Here is a 25,885-nt window from a genome sequence, read left to right as displayed (position 1 = left end):
GGGATTCGGTGCACCTGAACGGTGTCTCAGAACTTCGGAATACGCAGCGTCTTGCTGATCATCAGGCTGCCGCTCAACACGAACAACAGTGCCATCGGATGGAACGTGCCCGCGCCGAGTTCGATCGCGCCGCCGGGCAGCGCATCGCCGATCAGCCCGCGCGACGCGCACCACGCCAGCACGCCGGTCAGCACCACGCTGGTGGGAATCGGCGTGCCCTCGAAGTACTTGACCTTGCCCTGCACCGAGCCCTCGGCCAGCGTCTCGGCCGTGACATTGAAGCGCGCCAGGCGGCTGACGCCGCAGCAGACAAAGTAGATCAGCGCCGCCAGATCCCAGCCGCCGCGCATGCCGGCCGCGAAGGCCAGCGTGGCCGGGCCGACGCCGAACGAGATGATGTCGGACAGCGAATCGAGTTCGCGGCCCAGTGCCGAATGGGCGTGGCGCCAGCGCGCGATACGGCCGTCCAGCACATCGAAAATGAACGCAGCAGGCGCCAGCGCCGCCGCGATATAGAAATGCGTGAGCGAAGGGTCGGCGACGAAATACATCGCGTAGAACACCGACCCCATGCCGCATGCCGCGTTGGCCAGCGTGAAGAAATCCGCCAGCTGCAGGTCGCGCAGCATCGAGAAATGCCGTGGGCGCTGCTGAGGGGTGGACATGCGGCGGGCTCCTTTGGCGCGTGGGCGCCAGCGTCAGGTGCGTTGGCCGGTCAAATCACGGTGTTGACGTGATGCACGGCCGGCGGCGCGGCAAAGCTGTCGCTGACCAGCTTGCGCCATTCCTGGAATTCGTCCGATTCGCGGAAATGAACCATGTGGTCTTCCACGGTTTCCCAGGCCACCACCAGCGTGTAGTGCGACGGCTGCTCGATCGAGCGCTGCAGGTTCAGTCCGTGGCAGCCGCGCGAACGCAGGAACAGCGGCTTGGCCTTGGCCACGCCGGCTTCGAACTGGGCTTCCATGCCGGGCTTGATCGTGATCTGTGCAATTTCGTGAATCATGAGGGGTCTCGATGGCGGTTGATATCGGTGCCTGTCTGACAATGTGGCGCGTTCTACCTTAGCAGATTTGCGACGCGTGGCTGCCCTGGCAGCTATTTGACCGTATGGCGCGCGAGGCTTTGCACCAGGTAGAGCACCACGAGCGCGTTGGCCACCGCCAGGCCGACATGCAGCCAGGTCGGGTGCCGCACGGCCTCGTAGATTTCCACCGGGATATAGATGCCGCCCGACCACACGCCGATCCAGTTGCCCCAGGCGCGGCCGTTCCACAGGCCATAGGCCTCGGCAAAGCGCATCAGTGCATACACGGCAGCCGAACCGCCGATGGCCCATAGCCGGCCATCGCTCGGGTTGGACATCAGCGCCAGGAAAATCTTGGGATAGTGACCGGCCGGATTCAGGTGCAGGCGGCCGACGATGGTCTCAGCCAGCGCCTGGGCGTCGGTATGCAGCAAGGCGACCAGGCCCAGCCCGGCCAAGATCACCAGCGCGCCCTTGGCGGCTTCGAACAGGGCAATGCTCTTGAGCCCCAGTGCGGGACTGTTGTGCGCCATGGCGAGTTCGTGAGAGTCAGCGAAGTCGCCATTGTGCAACATCACCGTGCCTGGCGCTCCACCATCGGCCCGCTGGCATCGATGCCGCCGCCCGCCTCCAGCGGCCCGTTCACCGTGAGCGGCCCGTCGACGTACAGATCGCCGTGCACCACCATCGACCCTTGCACGGTCAGCGGCCCATGAAAGACCTTGAGCAGTGAGCGCTCCTGCGCCGGCGGATAGCCGCGCCCCGTCGACGCAAACCACGCCGCCGTCAGCGGACCATTGGCATAGACGTGGCCATCCACGCTCAGCGTGCCATTCACGGTGGCCGGTCCTTTCACGCGTGCCGAGCCACCCACCGCGATGGAACCGGTGACCGACTGGGCCAAGGCAACGGCGGGCGCCAACACCAGCACCACCGCCGCGATCGTCGCGATCCTGCGCATTGCGGCCTCCTGAAACGAAAACTGGCGCGATGTGTCCAGTGTAGAAGCCTGGAAACATCGCGCCAGCGAAGTTTGGTGACGGATTGTTTTTTTGCTCCCCTCTCCCTCCGGGCGAGGGGCCGGGGGGTGAGGGCTGGCGGCTCAAGATGCGATGTTGGCAATTTGAACCGCTGGCCCTCTCCCCCAACCCCTCTCCCATTCATGGGAGAGGGGAGCAACCACCGAGCATGGATGCGGCTTAATTCTTCGCCACCGCTTCCGGCAGCGGGCCCCAGCCGCCGCCCAGGCTGCGCACCAGCGACACCGTCGCTGCCGCGCGCAGTCCGGCCACGGCGTTGGCGTCGCGCTGCGATTGCAGCACGGTGCGGTCCGCGTCGATCACGGTCAGGTAGTCGACTGCGCCGGCGTCGTAGCGGCTGCGCGAAATGCGTTGCGCGCGACGCGCGCCGTTCAGCGCGCCGTCGAGCGCCGTGGCCTGCTGGCTGAGCCAGCGTACATCGGCCAGGCTGTCTTCCACCTCGCGGAACGCCACGAGCACGGTCTGCTGGTAGCGCGCCACGCTTTCCTCGTGGGCGGCGCGGGCGCCGGCCAGATTCGAGCTGTTGCGGCCGCCGTCGAACACGGTCTGTGCCACCGTCGTGCCCACCAGCGGGCCGAGCATCCAGGTGCGCGACGACCACTTGAACAGGTTCGAAAGGTCCGCCGACTCGAAGCCGAACAGCGCCGTCAGCGAGATACGCGGGAAGAACGCTGCCTTGGCGATGCCGATACGCGCATTGGCCGCCGCCATCTGGCGCTCGGCCGCCGCGATATCGGGGCGACGTTCCAGCAGGTCCGACGGCAGGCCCGCCGGCACGGCCACCGGTGCCGTATCGAACGGCTTGGCGGCCAGCCCGAACTGCGACGGTGCCACACCGGTCAGCACGGCCAGTGCGTGCTCCTGGTTGGCACGGCGACGCTCGATGCCGGCCAGGTCAGCACGCGCGGTGCCCAGTTCCGACTCGGCACGGGCCGGGTCCAGGTCCGTGGTTTCGCCCGCCTCGTAGCGCTTGCGCAGCAGTGACAGCGAATCCTCACGCAACTTGATCGTTGCGTTGAGCAGTTCGCGGTCGCTGTCGAGCGTACGCAGTGCGAAGTACGCTTGCGCCGTATCGGCCTGCAGAGCGAGCTGCACTGAACGATACAGGTCTTCGGCGCCCTTCTCTTCCGCACGGGCAGCGTTCACGCTGCTGGCCACGCGCCCGAACAGGTCAAGCTCGTAGTTGGCGAACAGGCGCGCCTTGTACACGGTCTGCGGCGACACGCGCGTGCCGTCGGGCAGGCCCTGCGACGCGGCCGACGACTGCGTGCGGGTCGGGTCGAAGCCCGCCGACAGCTGCGGATACATATCGGCCTCGGTCGCGCCCGTGAACGCACGCGCCTGCTTCAGGCGGGCCGCCGCGGCGGCCAGGTCCTGGTTGTGAGCGCCAGCCGCGTCGATCAGGCGGTCGAGTTCGGCGTCGCCGAACACCTTCCACCAGTCGCCGCGCTGCTGACCCTCGGCCGGCGTGGCGGTCTTCCACTGCGCGCCCTCGGTGGCGGCCGCGTCGGCCTCCTTGAAGGTGGCGGCCGTGGGCGTCTCTGGCACCTTGTAGGTCGGTGCCAGCGAGCAACCAGCCAGCACCAGCGCGGCAGCCAGCGTTGCGAGCTTGGGCAGGTACTGCTTCATCACGATGTTGTTCATGTCTTTCACCATCACTCTGCGGATGCCACGGCGTGCGATGCCGATGCATCCGTCGCTGCCGCCTCGCGGCGTTGCTTGCGGGTTGCCAGCAGGCGCAGCGCCACATAGAACACCGGCGTCAGGAACAGGCCGAAGAACGTCACGCCCAGCATGCCCGCGAACACGGCCACGCCCATGGCATGGCGCATTTCAGAGCCGGCGCCCGAGGAGACCACCAGCGGCACCACACCCATGATGAACGCGAACGACGTCATCAGGATGGGGCGCAGACGCAGGCGGCTGGCCTCGATCGCGGCCTGCACCACGGTGCGACCCTGGTGCTCCAGTTCCCGGGCGAACTCCACGATCAGGATCGCGTTCTTCGCTGACAACCCCACCAGCACGATGAAGCCGATCTGCGTGAAGATGTTGTTGTCACCACGCGTCAGCCAGACACCGGTCATGGCGGCCAGCAGGCTCATCGGCACGATCAGGATCACCGCCAGCGGCAGCGTCAGGCTTTCGTACTGGGCGGCCAGCACCAGGAACACCAGCAGCACGCACAGCGGGAAGATCCACACACCCGCATTGCCGGCCAGGATGTCCTGGTACGTCAGTTCCGTCCATTCGAAGCCGATGCCCTTGGGCAGCGTCTCGGCCGCGATGCGCTCGGCAGCCGCCTGGGCCTGGCCCGACGAGAAGCCCGGGGCCGGGCCGCCGTTCATGTCGGCAGCGGTAAAGCCGTTGTAGCGCGTCACGCTATCGGGACCAAAGCTCTGCTTGACCTTCACCAGCGACGACAGCGGCACCATTTCGCCGGTGCTGCTGCGTGCCTTGAGCTGCAGGATGTCCTCGGCATGCTGGCGGAACTGCGCATCCGCCTGCACCTTCACCTGGTATGTACGGCCGAACTTGTTGAAGTCATTCACGTACGACGAGCCCAGGTACGTCTGCAGCGTCTCGAACACGTCGGTCACCGGCACGCCAAGCTGCTTGGCCTTGGTACGGTCAAGCTGCACGTCGAGCTGCGGCACGTTCACCTGGTAGTTGCTGAAGATGCCGGCCAGTTCAGGCGTGGCACGTGCCTTGGCCATGAACGCGCTGGTCGCGCCAAACAGCTCGTCATACCCAAGCGCGGCACGGTCCTCGATCATCATCTTGAACCCGCCGATGGTGCCCAGGCCCTGTACCGGCGGCGGCGGGAACACGGCGATGAACGCGTCCTGGATCGACCCGTACTGTTTGTTCAGGTCGGCCGCGATGGCGTTACCCGACAGCTCTGCGCTCTTGCGCTTGTCGAACGAATCCAGCGTGACGAACACGATGCCGGCGCTCGGGCTGTTGGTGAAGCCATTGATCGACAGGCCCGGGAAGGCCACGGCCGATTCCACGCCCGGATGCTTGAGGGCGATGTCCGACATGCGGCGGATCACGTCTTCCGTACGGTCCAGCGTGGCGCCGTCAGGCAGCTTGGCAAAGCTCACCAGGTACTGCTTGTCCTGCGCGGGCACAAAGCCCTTGGGCACCATCTGGAACACGCCCCAGGTCGCCACCAGCATCACGGCGTACACGCCGAACACCGAGCCCTTGCGGCGGATCACGCCCTTCACGCCACGGCCATAGCTGTCCGAGCTGCGGCCGAAGAAGCGGTTGAAGCGCGCGAAGAAGCCGCCGAAGACACGGTCCATGCCACGCGTGAGCCAGTCCTTGGGTGCGTCATGACCCTTGAGCAGCAGCGCGGACAAGGCCGGCGACAGCGTCAGCGAGTTGAACGCCGAGATGATCGTCGAGATCGAGATCGTCAGCGCGAACTGCTTGTAGAACTGGCCGGTCAGGCCCGTCATGAACGCCAGCGGCACGAACACGGCGATCAGCGTCAGCGCGATGGCGATGATCGGACCGCTCACCTCGCGCATGGCCTTGTACGTGGCCTCCTTCGGCGACAGTCCTTCCTCGATGTTCCGCTCGACGTTTTCCACCACCACGATCGCATCGTCCACCACGATACCGATCGCCAGCACCAGCCCGAACAGGCTCAGCGCATTGATCGAGAAGCCGAACGCATGCATCAGGCCGAACGTACCGACGATCGACACCGGCACCGCCAGCAGCGGGATGATCGACGCACGCCAGGTCTGCAGGAACAGGATCACCACCAGCACCACCAGCGCGATGGCCTCGAACAGCGTGTGGACCACGGCCTCGATCGAGTGACGCACGAACTGCGTGGGGTCATAGACGATGCTGTATTCCACGCCTTCCGGCATGTTCTTCTGCAGCTCGGCCATGGTGGCGCGCACGTCGTTCGAGATCTGGATCGCGTTGGAACCCGGCGACTGGAAGATCGGCAGCGCCACGGCGGACTTGTTGTCCAGCAGCGAACGCAGCGCGTATTCCGATGCACCCAGCTCAATACGGGCGATGTCCTTCAGGTACGTGACCGCACCGTCCGGCGACGTCTTGACGATGATGTCGCCAAACTCCTCCACGGTCTGCAGACGGCCCTGGGCGTTCACCGACAGTTGCAGGTCGGTGCCGGGCAGCGACGGCGACTGGCCGATCACACCGGCCGCCACCTGCACGTTCTGCTCGCGAATGGCGCGCACCACGTCAGACGCGGCCAGGCCGCGCTCGGCGATCTTCTCGGGATTGACCCAGACGCGCATCGAGTAGTCGCCGGAACCGAACATCTGTACCTGGCCCACGCCCTGGATGCGCGCCAGGCGATCCTTCACGTTGATCAGCGCGTAGTTGCGCAGGTACGTCATGTCGTAGCGGTCGTTCGGCGACTTCAGGTGCACCACCATGGTCAGGTCAGGCGAGCTCTTGACCGTGGTGATACCCAGCCGGCGCACGTCCTCGGGCAGGCGCGGCTCGGCTTGCGAGACGCGGTTCTGCACCAGCTGCTGTGCCTTGTCCGGGTCGGTGCCCAGCTTGAAGGTCACCGTCAGCGTGAGGTTGCCGTCGCTGTTGGCCTGCGAGTTCATGTAGAGCATGTCCTCGACGCCGTTGATCTGCTCTTCAAGCGGCGTGGCCACGGTCTCGGCGATCACCTTCGGGTTGGCGCCCGGGAACTGCGCGCGCACTACCACCGACGGCGGTACCACTTCCGGGTACTCCGAGATCGGTAACTTGAACATCGAGATGGCGCCGATCAGGAAGATCAGCACCGACAGCACGCCCGCAAAAATCGGGCGATCGATAAAGAATTTCGAGAGATTCATCTTGGTCTCGGCGAAAGCACTCCCCCTGGCCGTCCGCCGGAGCGGACGCCATGTACAACTTCAGGGGGAAAAGATCGGTTCGGTCTGCTGGCGCGGGGGCTCAGCTCACCTTGGCCTTGTCAGCCTTGTCGGACTTCCCGTCGTCCGCGGCCTGCTTGCGGTCGGGCGTGGTGCCGCGCGGCTCCAGCTCGCTGCGATACGCCATGGCCACGGCCTTCGGTGCAACGGTGTCGCCGGGGCGCACACGCATCAGGCCGTTCACGACGATGTTCTCGCCCGGTTGCAGACCCTTGCGGATCACGCGCAGCCCTTCGTACGTCGGCCCGAGTTCCACCTCGCGGTAGACCAGCTTGTTGGTCTTGTCCACCACCAGCACGAACTTCTTGCCCTGGTCGGTACCGATGGCGCGGTCGTTGACCAGCACGGCCGGGTGCGGCGAGCCGCCACCGAGCTTGACCTTGGCGTACAGGCCCGGCAGCAGGCGTCCGTCCTCGTTGTCGAACACGGCACGCACGCGGATGGTGCCGCTGCGCGTATCAAGCCGGTTGTCGATCGAGTGGATCTTGCCCTTGTGCGGGTTGCCGTCCTCGTTGGCCAGGCCCAGGAACACCGGCAGGTCGTTCTTCGCGCCGCCAGCGCCCGGCGCCGTGTAGCGCAGGTAGCTCTGCTCGTCGACGTCGAAGCTCGCATATACCGGCGAGACCGATACCACCGAGGTCAGCGGCGGCGACGCGGCGCCAGCGGCCACCAGGTTGCCCACCGTGATTTCGGCACGCGACACCTTGCCCGAGACCGGTGCAACGATGCGCGTGTAGCCCAGGTTCAGCTTGGCCACTTCCAGCGCCGCCTGCGCGCCGCGCACGTCGGCCACCGTTTCGCTGGCGGCGTTGATGCGTTCGTCGAACTCGCGCTTGGAGATGGCGTTGTCGTCCAGCAGACGCTGCGCACGCGCCTTTTCGGTCTGCGCATGCGAGGCACGCACCTGCGCGGCTGCCACGGCTGCATCGGCACGCGCCACTTCGGCGGCGTACGGACGCGGATCGATCGTGAACAGCGGGTCGCCCTTCTTCACAATCGAGCCTTCGCGGAAATGCACCGTTTCGATGGTGCCGGAAACGCGCGGGCGAATTTCCACGCGGTCCACGGCCTCGATGCGGCCCGAGAATTCATCCCATTCGGTGATGGTCTGGCCCACTGCCGCGGAGACTTCCACCGCCGGTGCCGGGGGCGGGGTATTGGCCTGTGCTTCCCCGCCGTGCCAGGGACGCAGTACCGAGGTTGCCACGCCCGCCCCAAGGATTGCCACGATGGCAAAGGCGATCAGCGTGCGTCGAGACTTGTCATTCATCTTTCTTCACTCCGTGTTTTCGTCGGATTTCTTCAACTGGAAAAGCAAAACTCTGGGCCGAACGCCTCCCGCCAGCCTGGATGGGCCGGAAAAACGGGAACAACAAGGGATCCTTCGCCCTGGAACGGACGAAAGCCAAGCTACTACAGGGGTGCCAGCCTCAAAGGGCGCTGGCGGGAGAATCCGGCACCGTCACTGCATTTACGGCGCCGGCCGGCGTTCGGACCGGATTACGAGGCGTCGTCGGCCTTCGCGAAACTGTCGCGCAGGAACCGCGCACCTTCTTTGACCCATGCCTGACACATCTCATGGGACTGTTCCACCCCGTCGCCACAGGCTCCGGGCATGATCAGGGCCCTGGCCGGAATCCCGGCCTTGGCCAACTTTGCGGCAAACGCTTCGCCTTCGGCGCGCAGCGCATCTTTTTCCGCTACCTGCACCAGCGTGGGCGGTAGACCCGTCAACCGCGACGCCAGCGCCGGCGCCGCATACGGGTGCACGCTCGCGGCCGGGGTCGGCAGGTAATCGCGATAGTTGCAGGCCAGCTTGCGCAGCATTTCCATCGGCACCTGGCCGCCCGACGACGCGTGCTGCAGGCACGGATCGGTCACGGGGCGGATCAGCCACTGGCCCGCCGGCTGCGGCAGGCCACGGTCACGCAGCATCTGCGCGGTGGCAATCGCCAGGTTGCCGCCGGCTTCCTCGCCGACCAGCGCAAAGCGCACTTTGTCGACCTTGAGCTTCTTGGCCTGCTTCAACACCCACGCCACGGTATTCACCGCGTCTTCGGGCGCCGCCGGGAACGGGTTTTCCGGCGCCAGCGAGTAATCTGGCGTCACCACCACGGCCGGGACCGACTCCGCCAGATCCCGCGCCAGTTCCTTGGCGGCTTCCACGCCACCGTCCACAAAGCCACCCGCGTGCAGGTACAGCATCCATGGCAACAATGGCGCACCGGCGCTCACCGGCCAATAACCTGCGGGGTAACACACGCAGACCTTCATCTCGCGATCGCCGCTGGTCACCACGTGCTGGAACACGATAGCCTCGCCCTGTTCTGCGGCCGGTTGCGCGGCGGAACTACGGGGAGTCGTGGTCTTGGTCATGGTTGTCCGGGCGACCGGCAAGGGCCGTCGATACTGTATTGCGATGCAGCGAATTATGGTGATTGACAACGATGGGATAAAGCAAGCTATTGCCAATGCACTGTTTCTGCGTTGGAATAATCATCGAAGTGAACCCACACCGCTTGAAATGGATACCCGAAATGTGATTCACTCCGGTCCTTCGGCATCTGCGCACTTGGGGAAACAGCGCAAACGCCGACGCCCCAACCCTCCACCCGTCCCCGCTCCGGCCGCCACTGGCGGACCGCCGGCAGCAAATCCAGGCCGCGCACTTGACATGCAGCGGACCAAGTCCCGCCAGACATCCTTCGGAACGTAGCCGTCTTACTCCTTTCGAAAGCAACATCATGGATCGTCTTGTCTCAATGCAGGCATTCACTCGGGTGGTGGATGTCGGCAGCTTTGCGCGTGCGGCGGAGTCGTTAGACCTCCCCAAGGCCACGCTAACCCGCCTGATACAGAACCTGGAGACCCATCTCGGCGTCAAGCTGCTGCACCGGACCACGCGCCGCATCAGCGTCACCACCGACGGCGCCGCCTATTACGAACGCTGCGTACGGATTCTTGCCGACGTCGAGGAAGCGGAGCAGTCGCTGACGCGCCACAACAACTCGCCGCGCGGCACGCTGGCCGTGGATACCACGAGCGGTCTGGCGCAAATGGTATTGATGCCTCAACTGCACGACTTCTTCAACGCCTATCCCGAACTGAAGCTGGAGCTGACCATCAACGGCAAGCCCATCGACCTGCTCAAGGAAGGCGTGGACGTGGTGCTGCGCGTGGGCGCGCTGGATGAAGCCATGGTGGCGCGCCGCATCGGCCAGGTGAAACTGGCGTTCTATGCGTCGCCGATCTACCTGCGCCGCTTTGGCACGCCGCACGACCTGACCGAACTGTCGCAGCACAAGGCCATCAACTTCCTGTCGAACCGCACCGGCCGTGAAACGCCGTGGACGCTGAGTCGTGGCGGCGAGCGCAGCGAGGTGCTGCTGCCTTCGGTGATTTCCACCAACGACGCCGACGTCTACCTGGGATGCACGCTCGAAGGGCACGGCATCGCACGGATTTCGCGCGCCATGGCTGAGCCGTACATCAACAGCGGACGGCTCGTGGAGGTCATGACCGAGTGGCAGACCGACGAATTGCCGATTTCTGCGATGTATCCGCAGAACCGGCATTTGTCCGCCAAGGTACGGGTGTTCGTGAACTGGGCCGCGGAGATTTTTTCGCGGCATCCGCACTTTGGAGCCGCGCCGCAGCAGTTGGCGGCTTGAGGGGTATCGTCTTTTCGCTCCCTGCCTTGCTTTGCCCCCCTCTCCTGCACGGCGGGAGAGGGGCCGGGGGTGAGGGCGCAGCGGTTCAAATTGCCGACATCGCAGCTTGATACGCCGGCCCTCACCCCCAACCCCTCTCCCACTTTGTGGGAGAGGGGAGCAAAACCTAGGCGGGGCGCCCCCCTCAATTCTTCCCAATCTCCTGCAAGATCCGCGTCATCAGGTAAAGCCGCGGCACGATCGAGTCGAGTTCCACGTACTCGTCGCGCGCGTGGTAGCCGAAGCCGGACAGGCCGAAGCTTTCCAGCACCACGGCCTTGCCCGAGCGTCCCGCAAAACCCGCGTCGGTGCCACCACCGGTACCCGGAATCAGGTTCAGCGGGCGGCCGTCCATCTCTGCATAGATCTGCTGCGCGCGTGCAGCCAGTTCCTTCGACCTGGCGTCGGCGACAAACGCCGGGCGCCCTTCTTCCATTGCCACCGTGGTCTGGGTTTCCGGCACCAGATGGCTGCCGTTGACCTTTTCCTGCAGCGCAGTCTGCAGCTTCTGCGCCGCGCCGCTGGCGGTGATGCGCACGTCGCCCACTGCCGTGGCGGTCTCGGGAATCTGGTTCAGCGGACCGGCTGCCTTGGCCTGCGTCCAGTTCATCTGCGATCCCGGCACGGACTTCGCCACGTCGCGCGTCTGCTGCATCTGGTAGGCCAGTTCCAGCAGCGCATTGCGGCCCAGCTCCGGCGCGGCGCCCGCGTGCGAGGCACGGCCCTTGACCTGCATCGTGGCCGTGGCGGTGCCGGCTGCCGCCAGCAGCAGCGATTCGGACTTGGCCACCGACTTCGCCACGTTGGGTTCGCACGACAGCACGAAGTCATGCAGCGCGCCATGCGCGGCGATGGTCTCGCCCGAGCCCTGCGAGCCGATTTCCTCGTCCGGGTTCAGCAGCACCGTGATCTGTGCGTAGTCTTTCCAGCCTTGCGCCTTGAGGATTTCCAGCGAGTGCAGGATTACGGCCAGGCCGCCCTTGTCGTCGGCGATGCCGGGGCCATACAGCCGGTTGCCGTCCTCGCGGATCGGCTGCGAAGCCAGGATGCCCGCCGGGTACACGGTATCCATATGGCCGATCAGCAGGATCTTGCGCTTGCCAGTGCCGGTGAACGTGGCCTTGACCATCGGCGCGGCGCTGGTCGTCATGGACAGGCGTTCGACCTTGGCACCCATCGCCTGCAGCCGTTGCGACGTGTAGTCGGCCATGCGCGTCAGGCCCTGGATATTGGCACTGCCCGATTCGATCGTCACCATGTCCTTGAGCGACTGCACCACGGCGGGCTGCGCGGCGCGCGCGGCGTCGAGCAGGGCCTTGTCCGGGCCAGCGGCCAGCGCGCCGCCGCAGATCAGTGCGGCAGCAGCGGCCGTGGCAAGGCGGCGAAGGGAAAGCGGCATGTGGTCTCCATTTTTCTTTGTATTGGGAGCTCAAATGTACCGCATGCGCTATCCCGCGGCGAGGGCCTCGCCCCGCCGCCATGAGGTCACCCTCGGGGGATCAACTGCTCAGGGTGATGTGGTTGACCACGTCCTCCACGCCTAGCACGTACCAGGCGTCGCGTTCCACCTGCTTGCGCGCGCCTTCGCTCGACGCATAGCCATCGAGCGTGACCACCCGCCCCGTGGTGCGCACGCGAATCCGCGCGGCATCGACGAACGGATCGGTTTCCAGCACGAGCTGCAGCGCCTCGCTGAGTTCCTCGTCGCTGTCGGCTTCGGCGGGCGCCACCACGATGTCGTTGATCACGTTGCGACAGCCGCGCGACCACCACGCCAGCACGCCGGCCAGCCGCATGTGAGACAGGCTGATGACCTGCCCACTGAGCATCACGGCACCGTCGTGCACCGCCACCTCGATCCATCCGCTGCGCTCGCCCACGGCTTCGCGCACGGATTCCAGCTGTCCCTTTACCTTCGCGCAGATCTTGCAATTACGGAAATCGATCGCACTCAACAGCCGCTCGCATACGGCGGCGCGCACGTCGCCATCGCCCACCATGGGTCCGGCATGCGCGATGCGCAGGTGATCGATCACGGTGGAGACGCCTTCCACGCGACGCAACCGCGCCACGGCACGGGTCTTGTCCATGACGTCGGGCACCTCGCCTTCCAGAATCAAGGCGCCGTCGGACAGCCGCAGGTGAATGGTGGGATGAAGTTGATGGCCCTGATATGGCACATGCGCCAACGCGGCTCGCGCCTGCGTCAGCACCGCTTCGCTACTCAGCATGATGTGTGTCTCCCCATTTGATGTGGAGATGGGTGGGAAGCGCGCCTCTGCCTGCAAGCACGCGTGGCGCAGCGCGGCATGACGCCGCACCACAACCGCATTATAGGAAGGGGGCCGGGCAATGTTGGCCGTGGCGCGCCGTCGGGTCGCGAGACCGTTGACGTTTCAAACGTCCGTTGCGCCCGATCCGCCCCTGGACCGGCGCGCCGCAAGTGCGCGCCAATATCCCGCAACGCCAGACAGGACGCGGGTTTCGGGCGGTTTGACTGAATTCAACATTATTCATGTCACTGCCTCTGCGCATTAAGCATTACTGAACATCGTAAATGCGACTGCCAAGTGATGCGGCCATCGCTATGATCGAGGCGTCGGTAGCAACGGAGATGCCCATGACGACGTCTTGCCGCTTTCGCGCACCGCAATGGTTCAGGCTTGCGGTCCTTGCCGCATTGAGCACCGTACCCCTGGGGCTGGGCGCAGCCACCAAGACCACCACCTTCGCGGTGCGACTGACGCTGACCGCCGACTGCACCATCAGCGCCAGCGACCTCGACTTCGGGTCACAGGGCGTATTGGCCGCCAACGTGGACCAGACTTCTTCTCTCTCGGTCACCTGCAGCAACAGCGCGCCCTACCAGGTGGGCCTGGATGGCGGCACGGCCGCGGGCAGCAGCATCGCCAACCGGCTGATGGCCGGGACCGGGGCGGCCACCGTGCAGTACCAGATCTATCGCGACAGCAACCGCACCCAGGTCTGGGGCAACACGCCGGGCACCGATACGGTGGGTGGCACTGGCAATGGCGCCGCCCAGGCCATCACGATGTACGGCCGCGTGCCACCACAGACCACGCCCGCCGCTGGCGCCTACACCACCACCGTCACCGCCACCGTCAATTTCTGATGCCGATCGCCGCCCCCAGGTGGCGGCCGGCGTCCCCTGCATGGCCAGCCCTGCTGCTTGCCGTGCAGGGCTTTTGTTCGCCGGTGCTTGCCACTTCGCTGCAGATTTCGCCCGTGCGCGTGGACCTTCCCGCTGGCCCGGGTGCCGCTGCGCTGAACCTGCGCAATGCCGCGGGCACGCCGATCCACGCGCAGGTGCGCGTCTTCCGCTGGACCCAGGCCCATGGCAACGACGTGCTGGCGCCCACCGACGACGTGGTGGCCAGCCCACCCATCGTGCGCATCGGCGTCAATGACGAACAGATGATTCGCGTGGTGCGGCCGGGCAAGGATGTCGCCCCGGCCGAGACCGCCTACCGCCTGCTGATCGATGAACTGCCCCAGCGCGACGCCCCGGCCGACCAGTCCGGCGTGCGCGTGCAGTTGCGCTATTCGGTACCGGTCTTCACGGGCACCCCGGCGGAAGCAGCCATGCCACGGTTGACGCTGTCGCTCTGGCGCGACCAGGGCGAATGGCGGCTCGCCGCGCGCAACGACGGCACGCGCCACGCCCGGCTCAGTGGCGTCACGCTGGTCAGCGGCGGCCAGCGCGCGGCCGTGGCCAATGGCCTGCTGGGCTATGCGTTGCCGGGCGCCACCCGGATCTGGACCATCCGCCTGCCCGCCGGCTTCATGGCAGCCGGCGCGCTTCGGCTGGATGCGGCCGTCAATGGCGAGTCGCAGTCGCTGCCGGTGGCAACCGGTCAACCCGATGCGGGCCCATGACATGGTTGCCCTGCGCAACGCACCCCCGCTCCCGCGCGCTCTCGCGGCTCGCCCTGATCGCCTTGACGCTGACCGCCGCACTGGAGAGCACCGCGCTCCGTGCGCAGGCCATCGACAAGGTACCCGGCCACACCGCCTACCTGGAAGTCATGGTCAACGGCGAATCGACCGGCAGCGTCGCCCGCTTCGCGGACCGCGACGGCGCACTGCTGACGCCCATCGACGAACTGCACGACCTGGGCCTGCGCGCCGACCCGGCACTGGCCGATGCCCAGGGCATGGTCGCGCTGGACCGCCTGCCCGGCGTGACCTGGCGCTATGACCGGACCATGCAGCGCGTGTACCTGACCGTGGCCGACAGCCAGCGCATGCCGGCCCAACTGGGCACACGGGCACGCGCCCGTCCGCCGGTCACGCCCGGCCTGGGCTTCGTGCTGAACTACGATGCCTACGCCCAGCCCGATACCGCGCAGCAACTGGGCCTGTACAGCGAGCAGCGGTTCTTTCATCCCGGCGGCGTGTTCAGCAATACCGGCGTGGCCACGGTCTACGACGGCAGCACCCGCTACGTGCGGCTCGATACCAACTGGACGCATGCCGACCCCACCGGCATGCAGTCCGTACTGGTGGGCGACATGATCACCGGCGCCCTGCCCTGGTCGCGCCCGGTGCGGCTCGGTGGATTCCAGGTGCGCCGCAATTTCGGGCTCAGGCCGGACCTGATCACCTATCCGATGCCCGCGCTGTCCGGTTCGTCGGCAGTGCCGGGCGCGGTCGACCTGTACATCAACAACGTGCGCCAGTACTCGGGGCAGGTGCCGAGCGGCCCGTTCGTCATCAACAATGCCCCGGCCTTGAGCGGCGCGGGCCAGGCCACCATCGTCGTGCGCGACGCGTTGGGGCGCGATGTCAGCACCACGGTGCCGCTCTACGTGGATGCGCGGCTGCTGGCGCCGGGGCTGTTCGACTACTCGATGGAGGTGGGCTTCCTGCGCACGCAGTACGGCGTGGATTCGTTCCGCTATGACTCCGCGCCGGCCGCCAACGGTTCGATGCGGTACGGGCTCAACGACATCGTGACGCTGGAAGGCCATGGCGAGGTATCGCGCGGCGTCGGCATCGCGGGCGGCGGCGTGCTGTTCAAGCTGCCGGTGACCGGCGTGCTCAACCTGTCGACCAGCGGCAGCGCATCGGGCGGCGCGCAGATTGGCATTGGCTACCAGTGGCGCACGCCGCGTTTCAGCGTGGACCTGCAAGGCACGCGCACCTTTGGCGACTACGAGGACCTGGCCGCGCGATCCGGCGCACCGATGCCGCATGCGCTCTACCGCGCCACGGTGTCGGTGCCCGTGCAGCGCAATGGCAATATCGCGGCCAGCTTCGTCAACCTGTCGGACGCCGTGTACGGCACGTCGCGCATCGGCTCGCTCTCCTGGACGGCCCAATGGAACCGGCGCACATCGATCACGGCCAGCGCCTACCGCGACTTCGCGGCCGGGTCGTCGTACGGCGCCTCGCTGACGCTGACCTACCTGATCGACAGCGAGACCACCGCATCGGCCACTGTGGGGCGCGACAGCGGCAACCCGACCATGATCGGCACGGTCGGCCATGCCACGCCCTACGAAGGCGGCTGGGGCTGGCAGGTGGCGGGCCAGAAAGGCGCCAACACCTGGCGGGGCTTTGCGCAGGCCAATTTCCGTGGCCGCTATGGCGATGTCTATGGCGCGGTGCAGGATCTGCAGGGCCGCGTCAGTACGCAGTTCGGCGCCAGCGGGTCGGTGGTGGCCATGGACGGCACCGTCATGGCCGGGCGGCGTATCGACCAGAGCTTTGCGCTGGTCTCCACCGGCGGCGTAGCCAACCTGCCCGTGCTCGTGGAAAACCGCCGCATCGGCAATACCAACGACTCCGGCCATATCCTCGTACCCAACCTGCTGGCCTACGACGCCAACCGCGTCGAGATCGATGCGCTGGCCCTGCCAGCCAATACGCGGCTCAGCTCCACGCGCCTTTCCATCGCCCCGGCGCTGCAGTCCGGCGCGCTGGCATCGTTCCACATCGAATCGTTTCGCGGCGCGCAGGTGGTACTGGTGGATGCACAGGACACACCGCTGCCGCCCGGCACGGTGATCATCCATCTGGAAAGCGGCGGCCGGACCGTGGTGGGCTACGACGGGCTCGCGTTCTTCGACGCCCTCGATGACCACAACACGTTCCATGCCGAGACCACGGCCGGCATCTGCACCGCGCGGCTCGACTACCAGGCCAGCGCCGACCCGCTGCCCCGGCTCGGCCCGATCCGTTGCGAGCAGGACCCGCCATGATGCGCGCCTGGCTAGCGTTGTGGCTGCTGCTGATGGCGCCGGGTGCCTGGGCAGTGTGTACCGCCACCGCGCCGTCGGTCGCGTTCGGCAACTACAGCCCGGTCAGCGGCAGCCCCAGCGACATCCAGGGCTCCATCACCGTGAGCTGCTCCGGCCTGGCCGTGTCCGTCCGCGTGCGCGCTTGCATCAATATCGGCACCGGCACGGCCGGCACATCGGTGTCCCCGCGTGTGCTGGCCAACGGCACGCGCAACCTGAGCTTCAATCTCTACACGGACAGCGGGCGCACGCAGGTCTGGGGCTCGCGCAGCACAGGTGCGACAGCATTGCCCGTCATGGTCGATTTCGGCGCACTGCTCGGCAACGGCAGCGCCACCGTCAATTTCTACGGCCGCGTGCTCGCCAACCAGACCGCCGCCGTCGCCGGCCCGTACTCATCTCAGTTCACGGGACTCAACGCCGAAGTGACCTACATCGAATACCTGCTGGCGCCGCCCGATTGCAGCACGCTGGCCACCAACAGCCAGCCCATCACCTTCACGGCCACCGCCACGGTGATCAACGATTGCAATATCTCCGCCACGCCACTCGATTTCGGCACCGTCGGGCTGCTCACGGCCAACGTCGATGCCTCCAGCACACTGACCGTGCAATGCACCGCTAGCGCCCCCTATTCGATTGCCCTCAACGCGGGCATCGGCAACGGCGCCAATGTCTCCGTACGCCGCATGACGCGATCCGGCGGCCAGCAGACCGTCAACTACCAGCTGTTCTCCGATGCCGGCCGCACCGTGCCATGGGGCGACGGCACAGGCGGAACCTCGACCGTCGGCGGCACGGGCACCGGCACCGCGCAGACGATTCGCGTCTATGGGCGCGTGCCGCCGCAGACGACGCCGTTGGCGGGCGCTTACGTGGATACGGTGACGGCGACGATTACGTATTGAGGGCGACTGGCCAGAGTGACGTCAGGGCCATAGCGTCTTTCGCTAGTCGTCGACCCGTTGCACCACCGATTGACGCGCCACCGCGACACCGCCGACGATAGCGGCATCCGACCCGCAAACAAGGCATAGCCCCCATGTGCGTCAACTACGCCCCCGTCCAGCGGCGCATCCTGCGCGAGATCTTTGGCGTGGAACCCCCGCCCGGCCTCTTTCCCGAGGAAACCTGGCCCGACTATGCCGCGCCCATCGTCCGCAAGAAGACCGACGCCGATGCCTGGGAGAGCGTGCTGGCATCGTTCAGCATGGTGCCAAAGCGCACGATCCCGCCGGGCACGCGTTACTACCCCACCGCCAATGCGCGGGTCGAAACCATCGGCAAGCTGTCGTCGTTTGCCCGATTCTGGAAGTCATGCCAACTCGCGCTGATTCCCGCGACGGCATTCTTCGAGCCGAACTATGAAAGCGGCAAGGCAGTACGCTGGAAAATCGGCCTGCCCGGCGGCGAACCGTTTGCGATAGCGGGCCTATGGCGCGCATGGCCCGATGGAGGCGTGTCGTTCACGATGCCGACCGTGAACGCCGACCACCATCCGCTGATGCAGCGGTTTCACAAACCCGGCGACGAGAAGCGCAGCGTCGTCCTGCTTCCTCGCGCCGAGTGGGGCGATTGGCTTGGCTGTAGCGATCCGGAGCAGGCCCGCACGTTCCTGCGCCTTTACCCTGCTGATTTGCTGGTGGCCGAGCCTGCGCCACTGCCGCCGCGAACGCGTAAGCCAGCGGAGGATGCGGAGGGGGAATAGGTGGCGTCCGACGGGATCTACCTGTCCAGCGCGTCGTGGCGGAACACTCGAAAGGCTCGCCACATCTCTCTTGCGAAGATTTCGGGCTCTTCGAACGCAGCAAAGTGCCCGCCCGCCTCCACCCGATTCCAATAGAAGATGTTGCTCCAAGCCTGTTCGGCCCAGCGGCGCGGAGGATTGAATGTTTCGGCGGGAAACAGGCTGGCACCCATTGGGATCTCGATCTTTCCGCCTCCGGAGCGCCCTGGCGAGAAGAACTCATGGCTGCCGATCGTGTGCCCCACACCTTCCCAGTACTGGCGTGAAGCAGATGTGCCAGTGCCGGTGAACCAATACAGCGAGATGTCATCCAGCATCTGATCGCGCGTCAGCGCGTCCTCCGGATTGCCTGCGTTATCGGACCAGTCCCAAAATTTCTCGTAGATCCACATCGCCAGAGCCAGAGGGGAATCGTTCAGCGCGTAGCCGATGGTCTGGGGCCGGGTGTTCATCTGGTCCGCGTAGCCGGTGCCCTTGGTAACGAAATAGTCGATGCCGGCCAGGGCCTTCAGTTTTCGTGGGCTGGGTCCTGTACGTAGCTACCCAATGATACGGCGCTAGTTCCCGACGCATTGAATATGGCGCGCCCGTCGTAGTGACGGGCACGCCAACAGGCTATGCGATGCTTTGGGAATGACTGAGATGGTCCCGTCTGAGAGCGAAGGTGAACGCTGACGCGCTTTCGCCTAGGCGCGTTGCAACTCGGTGTAGCCCTCTGCCCCACCACCAAAGAACGTGGCCGCCGGTGCATCGAACAACGGAGCGTTCGATTCCAGTCGCTCGACAAGATCCGGATTCCCGATAAACGCCTTGCCGAAGGCGATCATGTCAGCGTGGCCCGAAGCCGTAGCGCTGAGTGCGCGGGGACGGTCGTAGCCATTGTTGGCGATGTAGGCGCCCCCAAACGCAGCGCGAAGGCCCTGGACGTCGAAGGTTGCAGCACCGTTGCCGCCGTGGAGCTGTCCTTCGACGACATGCAGGTAGGCCAGCCCCATCTCGCCGAGACGGCGAACCAGGTAGCTGTGCGTTTCCATCGGCGTGCTGTCCAGCGGTGTATCTCCGACTGCCGTCGACAGCGGCGACAGGCGCAGGCCAACGCGATCGGCTCCCCAAACTTCGGCGACGGCGTCCACCACTTCCAGCGTCAGGCGTGCGCGATTCTCGATCGAGCCGCCGTAGCGGTCGTCGCGATGATTCGTGCTGTCGCGCAGGAATTGCTCGAGCAGGTAGCCGTTGGCGGCATGTACTTCCACGCCATCGAACCCCGCCTCCTTTGCCCGGCGCGCGGCATTCCGGTAGTCATCCACGATGCCGGCGATCTCCTCGATGGCCAGCGCACGCGGCATCGACGGCGGCAGGTGACCGGCTTCGGTGAAGACGCTGCCACCAGCCTGGATCGCGGACGGCGCCACCGGTGCGGCACCGTCTTCCTGAAGACTGACGTGCGACATGCGACCCACATGCCAGAGTTGCATCACGATGCGGCCACCGGCTGCGTGAACGGCATCCGTCACTTGCGACCATGCGGCCACATGCTCGTCGGTGTAGATGCCGGGCGTGTAAGCGTAACCACGGCCCTGGCGCGAGATGTTCGTGGCTTCAGTGATGATCAGGCCGGCCGAGGCGCGCTGTGCGTAGTACTCGACAGCCAGCGGCGTCTGCACGCCATCCATGCCGGCACGCGACCGCGTCAGCGGCGCCATGGCAACACGATTGCGGACATCGATAGCGCCCAGGCGGAAAGCAGAGAAAAGCGGTTCGGTAGACATAATGGCGACTCCATTTGCTGTGTGCGAGGGAGAGGTTTCGTTTCCGTGCCAGGCTTGGAAGGCAACCCCTTGGTGCATCGCAGTATGGAAGGCGCGAGATCATTCATCCAATTTACTTACTGGATTTTAGTTATATGGTTAGCGATATATGTGGACGGGCAGCGGGTTGAACCTGCGAAAGACTTCGACTCGGAATATCGCGGCGGGCACGGTCCAACCCCTGGCCCGGCGCTTCAGGCACGCATTGCCGGATTCTCTGTGCTGACACCGGGCGGTGGCCCGAGCCGGGCGGCGAACACATTCCGACAGATATCGAGGAAATCGCGACTCAGGACATTGCCTTCGGCCTGCAGCGCCGTGGCCGCGATGATGGGTAGCCGTACATCTGGCAACAGCGGAACGGCGCGCAACCCCATGGCCTCCGCACCCAGTGCGGTGGCCGCTTCGACGATGCCGACCCGCTGGCAGCGTGCGGCGAGCGCCATCACCGAGTGATAGGACAGCGCCTGCACGCTCGACTTCACGTCGATGCCGAGATCGCGGCAGGTTTGCGCAAGCAGTCGGCCGATTGGATCGCCCGGGTCCGGACCGACCAGCGCATGCTCGCCGAGAAAGGCCAGATCAATGGCATTGACCGGTGGCACGACGCTGGGCGGGCCGATGCACATGAGCCGGCTCATTGCCAGCAGTTCCTCACGCACGGCAGGATGCGGCGCGTTGTGGAACAGGATGCCGATGTCCGCGTCCAGCAGCGCGAGGTCCGCCGCCGCTTGATCGGAGTAGATGGCGCGCACGGTGATGTGCGCGTTCGGATAGCGCAGCGTCATCTCGGCAACAGCATCCGCCACGAGTGTCTCGGCGAGCGCCGGCGCCGCGATGATGCGAAGGGCATCCGAGCGCTCGCCACGCAGGTTTTCGGCCAGCTTGCGAATCGCACCGAGCTGCGCGTCGAGCTTCTCCATCTCCGGATAAAGCTGCAGCGCCTCCCGAGTGGCCACCAGACGCCCGCGCACGCGCTGGAACAACGCGTAGCCAAGCTGTCGCTCAGCGCTATGCAGAATCTGCGTGACGGCCGGCTGGCTCAGGTTTAGCAGCTCGGCCGCCGCACTGAGCGTGCCGGTGACACGAATGGCATTGATGACCTCGATATGGCGCAATCTCATCGGCACGTCTCCCCGTAGCGGCTTGGATGACCATTATGCGCCTGCGCCACCTATGCCTTGTTGGGTAGCGCGCCCGCGGTGTCATCCGCCGTATCGGCCGAATATGCGGCACGCTGCCGGCGGAAGTAGACCAGACAGACAAGCGCCAGCGCTACGGTTGCCATCACGTAGTAGGCCGGAATCATCTTGCTCCCCGTCGCTTTCGACAGCCATGCGCACGCCAGCAACGACAGCCCACCCACCACCGTGAAGTTGAGGTTGTGGACCAGCGCGAGGCCTGTGGTACGCGTACCGGGCGGGAACAGCTCCGCGAGAAAGGCCGGCATCGCACCCTGGAACACCATCACGCAGGCAGTCAGCCCCGTCACGCAGATCACGTAGACAGGCACCGTCGGCATGTTCACCATCCAGAGGAACGCTGGCACGGTAAGTACCGCGGTCAGAAGCGTACCGAGCGTGATCATGGCAAGGCGGCCATGACGATCGGACAGCGCGCCGAACACCGGTGGCAGGAGGATCTGCACCAGCGCGTAGCCCATGGCGCCATACATCGAGTCCGCGACAGACAAGCCCAGCTCCTTCTGGGCGTACAGCGGGATATAGACGCCGAGCAGATAGTTGGTCGACGCCGCCAGCGAGTACACGCCGATCGCGCATGCGATGCGCGCCTTCGCGGTGGCCAGCGTCGCACGAACAGGACTCGCCTCATGGCGTCCGTGCTTGAACTCCGGCGTCTCGTCGACGCGGCGACGTAGCCAATAGCCGAACGGCACGATCGCGAGGCCAAGAATGAACGGCAGCCGCCAAGCCCATTCAACGATCTGCTCGCTTGGCACGGAAGCCGTCAGCGCGTACGTCACCACGCTGGCCAAGCCCGTGGCCAGTCCGATGCCAACCACCTGAAAGCTGGCAAAGTACCCACGCCTGTGCCGGGGAGCATGCTCTGTGACAAACGACACCGATGTCCCGAACTCGCCGCCCGCGGAAAAGCCCTGCAGGAACTTCCCGGCCACAAGCACGACTGTGCCCGCGACGCCCCACGCCGCGTACGACGGCGCGAACGCGATCATTGCGGTACCGACGCCCATGGCCCAGATGGTCAGCATCATGCCGGCCTTGCGCCCATGGCGATCGGCATAGCCACCGATGACGAGCGCGCCCAGCGGCCGGACGAAGTAGCTCACGCCGAAGGTGGCAAGCGTAACCAGCAGTGAAGTGTAGGGATCGCCCGTGGGAAAGAACACCCTGGCTATATAGACGGCAAGAAAGCCGTAGATGAAGAGGTCGTAGAACTCCAGCATGTTGCCGACGAGCGCCGAACCGATGACGCGGCGAAAGCGGCTGCGGGTAGCCTGATCGAGTGCATGTGTTTGCGGCATGACGGACTCCGGTGTGTTCGGCGGGGCCGCCATCAAGCGGTCAGGAAATCGAAACCGGCCAGCGCAAAGGCTTCCGCCAGCGCGCGCAACTCGGCAATCGACACGTGCTCGTCGGGCGCGCCCATGTTGCGCGGCGTGAGCCCGCAAACGACGGTCGGCACGCCCGCGCGGCGGTACAGCCGCGCATCGGAAGCGCCAACGCGCATGTTCACCACCGACGGAACGCCCGAGACCTCCTCGCAACAGCGCTGCAATGTCGTGATCACGGCATGCTCCGGCGACGTCCAGCTTGGTTCGTAGCGACGGTCGATGATGGCTTCGACGCCAGGACAACGCTGCAGGATCTGCGCCAGCTCGTGCTCGACATCCGCCACACTTGTCCCCACGGGCAACCGCAGGTCCACGGTCGCCTCGGCTTCGTCCGCGACCAGATTGGGCAATCGACCGCCGCGAATCGTGCCGATGGTCATCGTGATCCGACGCAGCACATCGCTCTCGCCAGTCCCGGACAACGCTTCGGAAACGGCGCCCGCCTCACGGATCGCGGCCAGCACTGCCGGCGGTGCCGCCACTGGCATGTCACGCAGCCCCGTCATTGCATCGAGCGCGCGAAGCAGTTTCTCGATCGCGCTATCGCCCTTGTGGACATGCGCTGCGTGCGCGGACGTGCCGCGTGCACGCAGCGTCAGCCAGACCATGCCCTTCTCGCCAAAGCGCAGCACGCGCATCGAGCCGGTGTCCGCGCTGATCATCGCGTCGCCGCGTGCGTGCGGCACGTGGTCAAGGAGGTACTGCGTGCCGTCGACGCCCATGGTCTCCTCATCGCCCACGAACGTGGCCACCACCTCGCCTCGCCACGCGTGCCGGCAGTTGGCGAGCTGTCGCATCGCAACAAGAATGGCCGCGATGCCGCCCTTCATATCCGACACCCCCAGACCGAAGAGATCGCCGCCGCGCACCTCGCCCGCGGGGTCTGCGCTCCACGCCTCGGCATTGACGAGCGGAAACGTATCCATATGGCCGTTGAGGACCAGCGTACGGCCCGGACCGTTACCCTTGAGCCGCAGCACAAGGTTCATCACGTGCGGCAAGGTGCCGTAACGCTCCACGTCCACGCCGGGTATGTCTGCGGCAATGGTCGCGATGGCAGCGGCCATGGCGTGCGTGTCGCCAGGCGGGCACGCGCTGGGAACCGCCACGAGTCGGCGGGCAATGTCGATTGCGTCGGCCGAAGCCGCTCGTGTGCTAGATGCTAGCCGCGCACGTGCATCGTGCGGGCCCCCTGCTGCCGGGTTGGCCGAAGCGGTGGTATCGAGGGTGTCTTGCATGGCAATTGGACGGAGTCGAAAGGGGGATCGGTATGTGCCGCATCTCGTCGATGACGATTGCGTGAACCCATCTTCGACGCCGCAAGGTGCGCCGTCCAATTAGCAAGTCATGCGTGCCTATAAGAGAAATTGCACTCCGGCACCCTCCTGGCGCATGCCGCACCGCAATAATGATTTGCGTGCGCCACAACAGGGAAAGCAAATCTCCCCCTGCCACGAGCATTCATTTCCGCGACAACCTGAATACAGTCAGATCATCCCTCGCTCTAAACCGGATACACCTTGCCCGCCCCACCAACCGCAGCAGGCTTGCGCGAGATCTGCAGGAACAGCACCAGACCGGCCAGCGTCAGGAAGAATCCTGCCCACACTGCTGACAGCAGTCCATTGCCGTGTGTAATGGCCTGGCCGCCCGCCCAGGCGCCGATGGCGTTTGCCACGTTGAGGGCAGCCAGGTTCATGGCGCCCATCAGGGTCGGCGCATCGGGAGCGGCCTGGGTCAGCCGGACCTGGATGGTCGGGATTGCGACCATCATCGTTGCGCCTACCACGAACAGGCCAGCCATGAGGACACCGGCGTTCTGACCGCCCATTGCCAGCAGCGCCATGGCGACCAGCGCGCTGCCGAAGCCGGCGACCAGACCCCGCGTGGGGTGACGATCTGCAAGCCAGCCGCCGAGGACGTTGCCCACCGTCATGCCGACACCGAAAATGCCCAGCGCAACCGGAATCCAGCCTTCGCCGAGCCGAGCGCCGTCGGTGACGAGGGGGCCGACGAAGGTATAGACCGCGAAGATGCTGGCCACGCCTAGGGCGGCCACAACCACCATCGACCAGACTGCGGGACGGTTCAGGGCGCGAAGCTCCTGCAGCACCGGCCCGCCATCCAGCGCGCTGGAGCGGGGTACCCAGGCCAAGAGCGCCACCAGCGACAACAGGCCCAGTGCCGACACGGCCAGATACGCATTGCGCCAGCCGAGGGTCTGGCCCATCAGCGTGGCCAGCGGCGATCCCACGATGGTGGCAACGGTCAAGCCCGTCATCACCAGCGCAAAGGCCCGCCCACCCTGCCCCGGCCCGACGATGTACGACGCCACCACTGCGCCGGCGCCGAAGTAGGCCCCTTGCGGAATGCCGCTCAGAAAGCGCGCCAGCGTGAAGCTGACCAGGCCGGTCGCCATCGACGACAGCACGTTACCCAGCACGAAGACCCCCATCAACGCCAGCAACAGGTGCTTGCGGTTCAGCTTGGCGGCCAGGATCGTGACGGCGGGACCACCGAGCACCACGCCCAGCGCGTAAGCCTCGATGGCGTGCGTGGCAGTGGTCAGCTCCAGGTCCAGGCCCGAGGCAAACTGCTGGAGCAGGCCCATGCTGGCGAATTCGGACGTGCCGATCGAGAAGGTGCCGAGCGCCAGTGCCAGCAACGTCATCGTCTTGCGGTTGATCTGGCGGGCGTCGTCGGTGCGGTCCGATGTCGTAGTGGCGGGCCGGGTTGCGTGGGCTTGGTCGAGCATGACGGTTTTCCTGGGTG

Annotated in this window: 22 protein-coding genes; 6 read left to right on the top strand and 16 right to left on the bottom strand. The window is 65.8% G+C overall.

Annotated features, from left to right (window positions below; translation table 11 throughout):
* Positions 1 to 26: 26 nt before the first annotated feature.
* The 8 genes from MFF62_RS26255 to MFF62_RS26220 all read right to left on the bottom strand — a co-directional run bounded on the left by MFF62_RS26255 (position 27) and on the right by MFF62_RS26220 (position 9,368).
* Complete coding sequence (locus MFF62_RS26255) at positions 27 to 665, bottom strand: CDP-alcohol phosphatidyltransferase family protein (RefSeq protein WP_238266073.1); 639 nt, start codon at positions 663 to 665, stop codon at positions 27 to 29.
* Between the two features lie 50 nt (positions 666 to 715).
* Complete coding sequence (locus tag MFF62_RS26250) at positions 716 to 1,006, bottom strand: antibiotic biosynthesis monooxygenase family protein (protein ID WP_238266072.1); 291 nt, start codon at positions 1,004 to 1,006, stop codon at positions 716 to 718.
* Between the two features lie 92 nt (positions 1,007 to 1,098).
* Positions 1,099 to 1,560 (bottom strand): DUF2127 domain-containing protein, encoded by a 462-nt coding sequence (locus MFF62_RS26245; RefSeq protein ID WP_238266071.1) that lies wholly within the window; start codon positions 1,558 to 1,560, stop codon positions 1,099 to 1,101.
* A gap of 41 nt (positions 1,561 to 1,601) precedes the next feature.
* Positions 1,602 to 1,988: a hypothetical protein gene (locus tag MFF62_RS26240; RefSeq protein ID WP_238266070.1), complete on the bottom strand. Its 387-nt coding sequence runs from the start codon at positions 1,986 to 1,988 to the stop codon at positions 1,602 to 1,604.
* Between the two features lie 238 nt (positions 1,989 to 2,226).
* The gene (locus tag MFF62_RS26235) at positions 2,227 to 3,711 is read right to left on the bottom strand and encodes an efflux transporter outer membrane subunit (protein ID WP_238266069.1); all 1,485 of its coding nucleotides are present in this window, start codon (positions 3,709 to 3,711) and stop codon (positions 2,227 to 2,229) included.
* An 11-nt stretch (positions 3,712 to 3,722) separates the two neighbouring features.
* Positions 3,723 to 6,914, bottom strand: coding sequence for an efflux RND transporter permease subunit (locus MFF62_RS26230; protein ID WP_238266068.1), 3,192 nt, complete (start codon positions 6,912 to 6,914; stop codon positions 3,723 to 3,725).
* A gap of 100 nt (positions 6,915 to 7,014) precedes the next feature.
* On the bottom strand, positions 7,015 to 8,262 hold the full coding sequence (locus MFF62_RS26225) for an efflux RND transporter periplasmic adaptor subunit (protein WP_238266067.1): 1,248 nt from the start codon (positions 8,260 to 8,262) through the stop codon (positions 7,015 to 7,017).
* A 230-nt stretch (positions 8,263 to 8,492) separates the two neighbouring features.
* Positions 8,493 to 9,368, bottom strand: coding sequence for an alpha/beta hydrolase (locus MFF62_RS26220; RefSeq protein ID WP_238266066.1), 876 nt, complete (start codon positions 9,366 to 9,368; stop codon positions 8,493 to 8,495).
* Positions 9,369 to 9,736: 368 nt separating this feature from the next.
* On the opposite strand from MFF62_RS26220, the gene MFF62_RS26215 reads away from it, so the two are divergent.
* On the top strand, positions 9,737 to 10,663 hold the full coding sequence (locus tag MFF62_RS26215; protein ID WP_238266065.1) for a LysR family transcriptional regulator: 927 nt from the start codon (positions 9,737 to 9,739) through the stop codon (positions 10,661 to 10,663).
* A gap of 184 nt (positions 10,664 to 10,847) precedes the next feature.
* Here MFF62_RS26215 and MFF62_RS26210 read toward each other — a convergent pair whose 3' ends face one another.
* Both MFF62_RS26210 and MFF62_RS26205 read right to left on the bottom strand, forming a co-directional pair.
* The gene (locus tag MFF62_RS26210) at positions 10,848 to 12,101 is read right to left on the bottom strand and encodes a M20/M25/M40 family metallo-hydrolase (protein ID WP_238266064.1); all 1,254 of its coding nucleotides are present in this window, start codon (positions 12,099 to 12,101) and stop codon (positions 10,848 to 10,850) included.
* A 100-nt stretch (positions 12,102 to 12,201) separates the two neighbouring features.
* Positions 12,202 to 12,933 carry a BON domain-containing protein gene (locus tag MFF62_RS26205; protein WP_238266063.1) on the bottom strand — a complete coding sequence of 244 codons (732 nt, stop codon included), beginning with the start codon at positions 12,931 to 12,933 and terminating at the stop codon, positions 12,202 to 12,204.
* Between the two features lie 389 nt (positions 12,934 to 13,322).
* Here MFF62_RS26205 and MFF62_RS26200 point away from each other — a divergent pair, with 389 nt between their 5' ends.
* The 5 genes from MFF62_RS26200 (at position 13,323) to MFF62_RS26180 (ending at position 18,673) form a co-directional block, all read left to right on the top strand.
* Positions 13,323 to 13,835, top strand: coding sequence for a Csu type fimbrial protein (locus tag MFF62_RS26200; protein ID WP_238266062.1), 513 nt, complete (start codon positions 13,323 to 13,325; stop codon positions 13,833 to 13,835).
* An 83-nt stretch (positions 13,836 to 13,918) separates the two neighbouring features.
* On the top strand, positions 13,919 to 14,599 hold the full coding sequence (locus MFF62_RS26195) for a fimbrial biogenesis chaperone (RefSeq protein WP_238266061.1): 681 nt from the start codon (positions 13,919 to 13,921) through the stop codon (positions 14,597 to 14,599).
* Positions 14,596 to 16,926 carry a fimbria/pilus outer membrane usher protein gene (locus MFF62_RS26190; RefSeq protein ID WP_238266060.1) on the top strand — a complete coding sequence of 777 codons (2,331 nt, stop codon included), beginning with the start codon at positions 14,596 to 14,598 and terminating at the stop codon, positions 16,924 to 16,926. The genes MFF62_RS26195 and MFF62_RS26190 overlap by 4 nt, the downstream gene beginning before the upstream one ends.
* Positions 16,923 to 17,873 carry a Csu type fimbrial protein gene (locus tag MFF62_RS26185; RefSeq protein WP_238266059.1) on the top strand — a complete coding sequence of 317 codons (951 nt, stop codon included), beginning with the start codon at positions 16,923 to 16,925 and terminating at the stop codon, positions 17,871 to 17,873. Before MFF62_RS26190 ends, MFF62_RS26185 begins: the two co-directional genes overlap by 4 nt.
* A gap of 134 nt (positions 17,874 to 18,007) precedes the next feature.
* Complete coding sequence (locus tag MFF62_RS26180) at positions 18,008 to 18,673, top strand: SOS response-associated peptidase (RefSeq protein WP_238266058.1); 666 nt, start codon at positions 18,008 to 18,010, stop codon at positions 18,671 to 18,673.
* Positions 18,674 to 18,690: 17 nt separating this feature from the next.
* On the opposite strand, the gene MFF62_RS26175 is transcribed toward MFF62_RS26180, so the two are convergent.
* The 6 genes from MFF62_RS26175 to MFF62_RS26150 form a co-directional block, all read right to left on the bottom strand.
* Complete coding sequence (locus tag MFF62_RS26175) at positions 18,691 to 19,164, bottom strand: hypothetical protein (RefSeq protein WP_238266057.1); 474 nt, start codon at positions 19,162 to 19,164, stop codon at positions 18,691 to 18,693.
* 234 nt (positions 19,165 to 19,398) lie between these two features.
* Positions 19,399 to 20,481 carry an alkene reductase gene (locus MFF62_RS26170; RefSeq protein ID WP_238266056.1) on the bottom strand — a complete coding sequence of 361 codons (1,083 nt, stop codon included), beginning with the start codon at positions 20,479 to 20,481 and terminating at the stop codon, positions 19,399 to 19,401.
* 233 nt (positions 20,482 to 20,714) lie between these two features.
* The gene (locus MFF62_RS26165; protein ID WP_238266055.1) at positions 20,715 to 21,644 is read right to left on the bottom strand and encodes a LysR family transcriptional regulator; all 930 of its coding nucleotides are present in this window, start codon (positions 21,642 to 21,644) and stop codon (positions 20,715 to 20,717) included.
* A 50-nt stretch (positions 21,645 to 21,694) separates the two neighbouring features.
* On the bottom strand, positions 21,695 to 23,023 hold the full coding sequence (locus tag MFF62_RS26160) for an MFS transporter (RefSeq protein ID WP_238266054.1): 1,329 nt from the start codon (positions 23,021 to 23,023) through the stop codon (positions 21,695 to 21,697).
* Positions 23,024 to 23,055: 32 nt separating this feature from the next.
* The gene (locus tag MFF62_RS26155) at positions 23,056 to 24,180 is read right to left on the bottom strand and encodes a M20/M25/M40 family metallo-hydrolase (protein ID WP_238266053.1); all 1,125 of its coding nucleotides are present in this window, start codon (positions 24,178 to 24,180) and stop codon (positions 23,056 to 23,058) included.
* A 437-nt stretch (positions 24,181 to 24,617) separates the two neighbouring features.
* Positions 24,618 to 25,868 carry an MFS transporter gene (locus MFF62_RS26150; protein WP_238266052.1) on the bottom strand — a complete coding sequence of 417 codons (1,251 nt, stop codon included), beginning with the start codon at positions 25,866 to 25,868 and terminating at the stop codon, positions 24,618 to 24,620.
* Positions 25,869 to 25,885 lie beyond the last annotated feature (17 nt).

The sequence above is a fragment of the Cupriavidus pauculus genome, from assembly GCF_022179805.1.
Taxonomy (GTDB): Bacteria; Pseudomonadota; Gammaproteobacteria; order Burkholderiales; family Burkholderiaceae; genus Cupriavidus; species Cupriavidus pauculus_E.
Note: the sequence above shows the minus strand (reverse complement) of the source record. Positions and strands in the feature narration are given on the sequence as shown.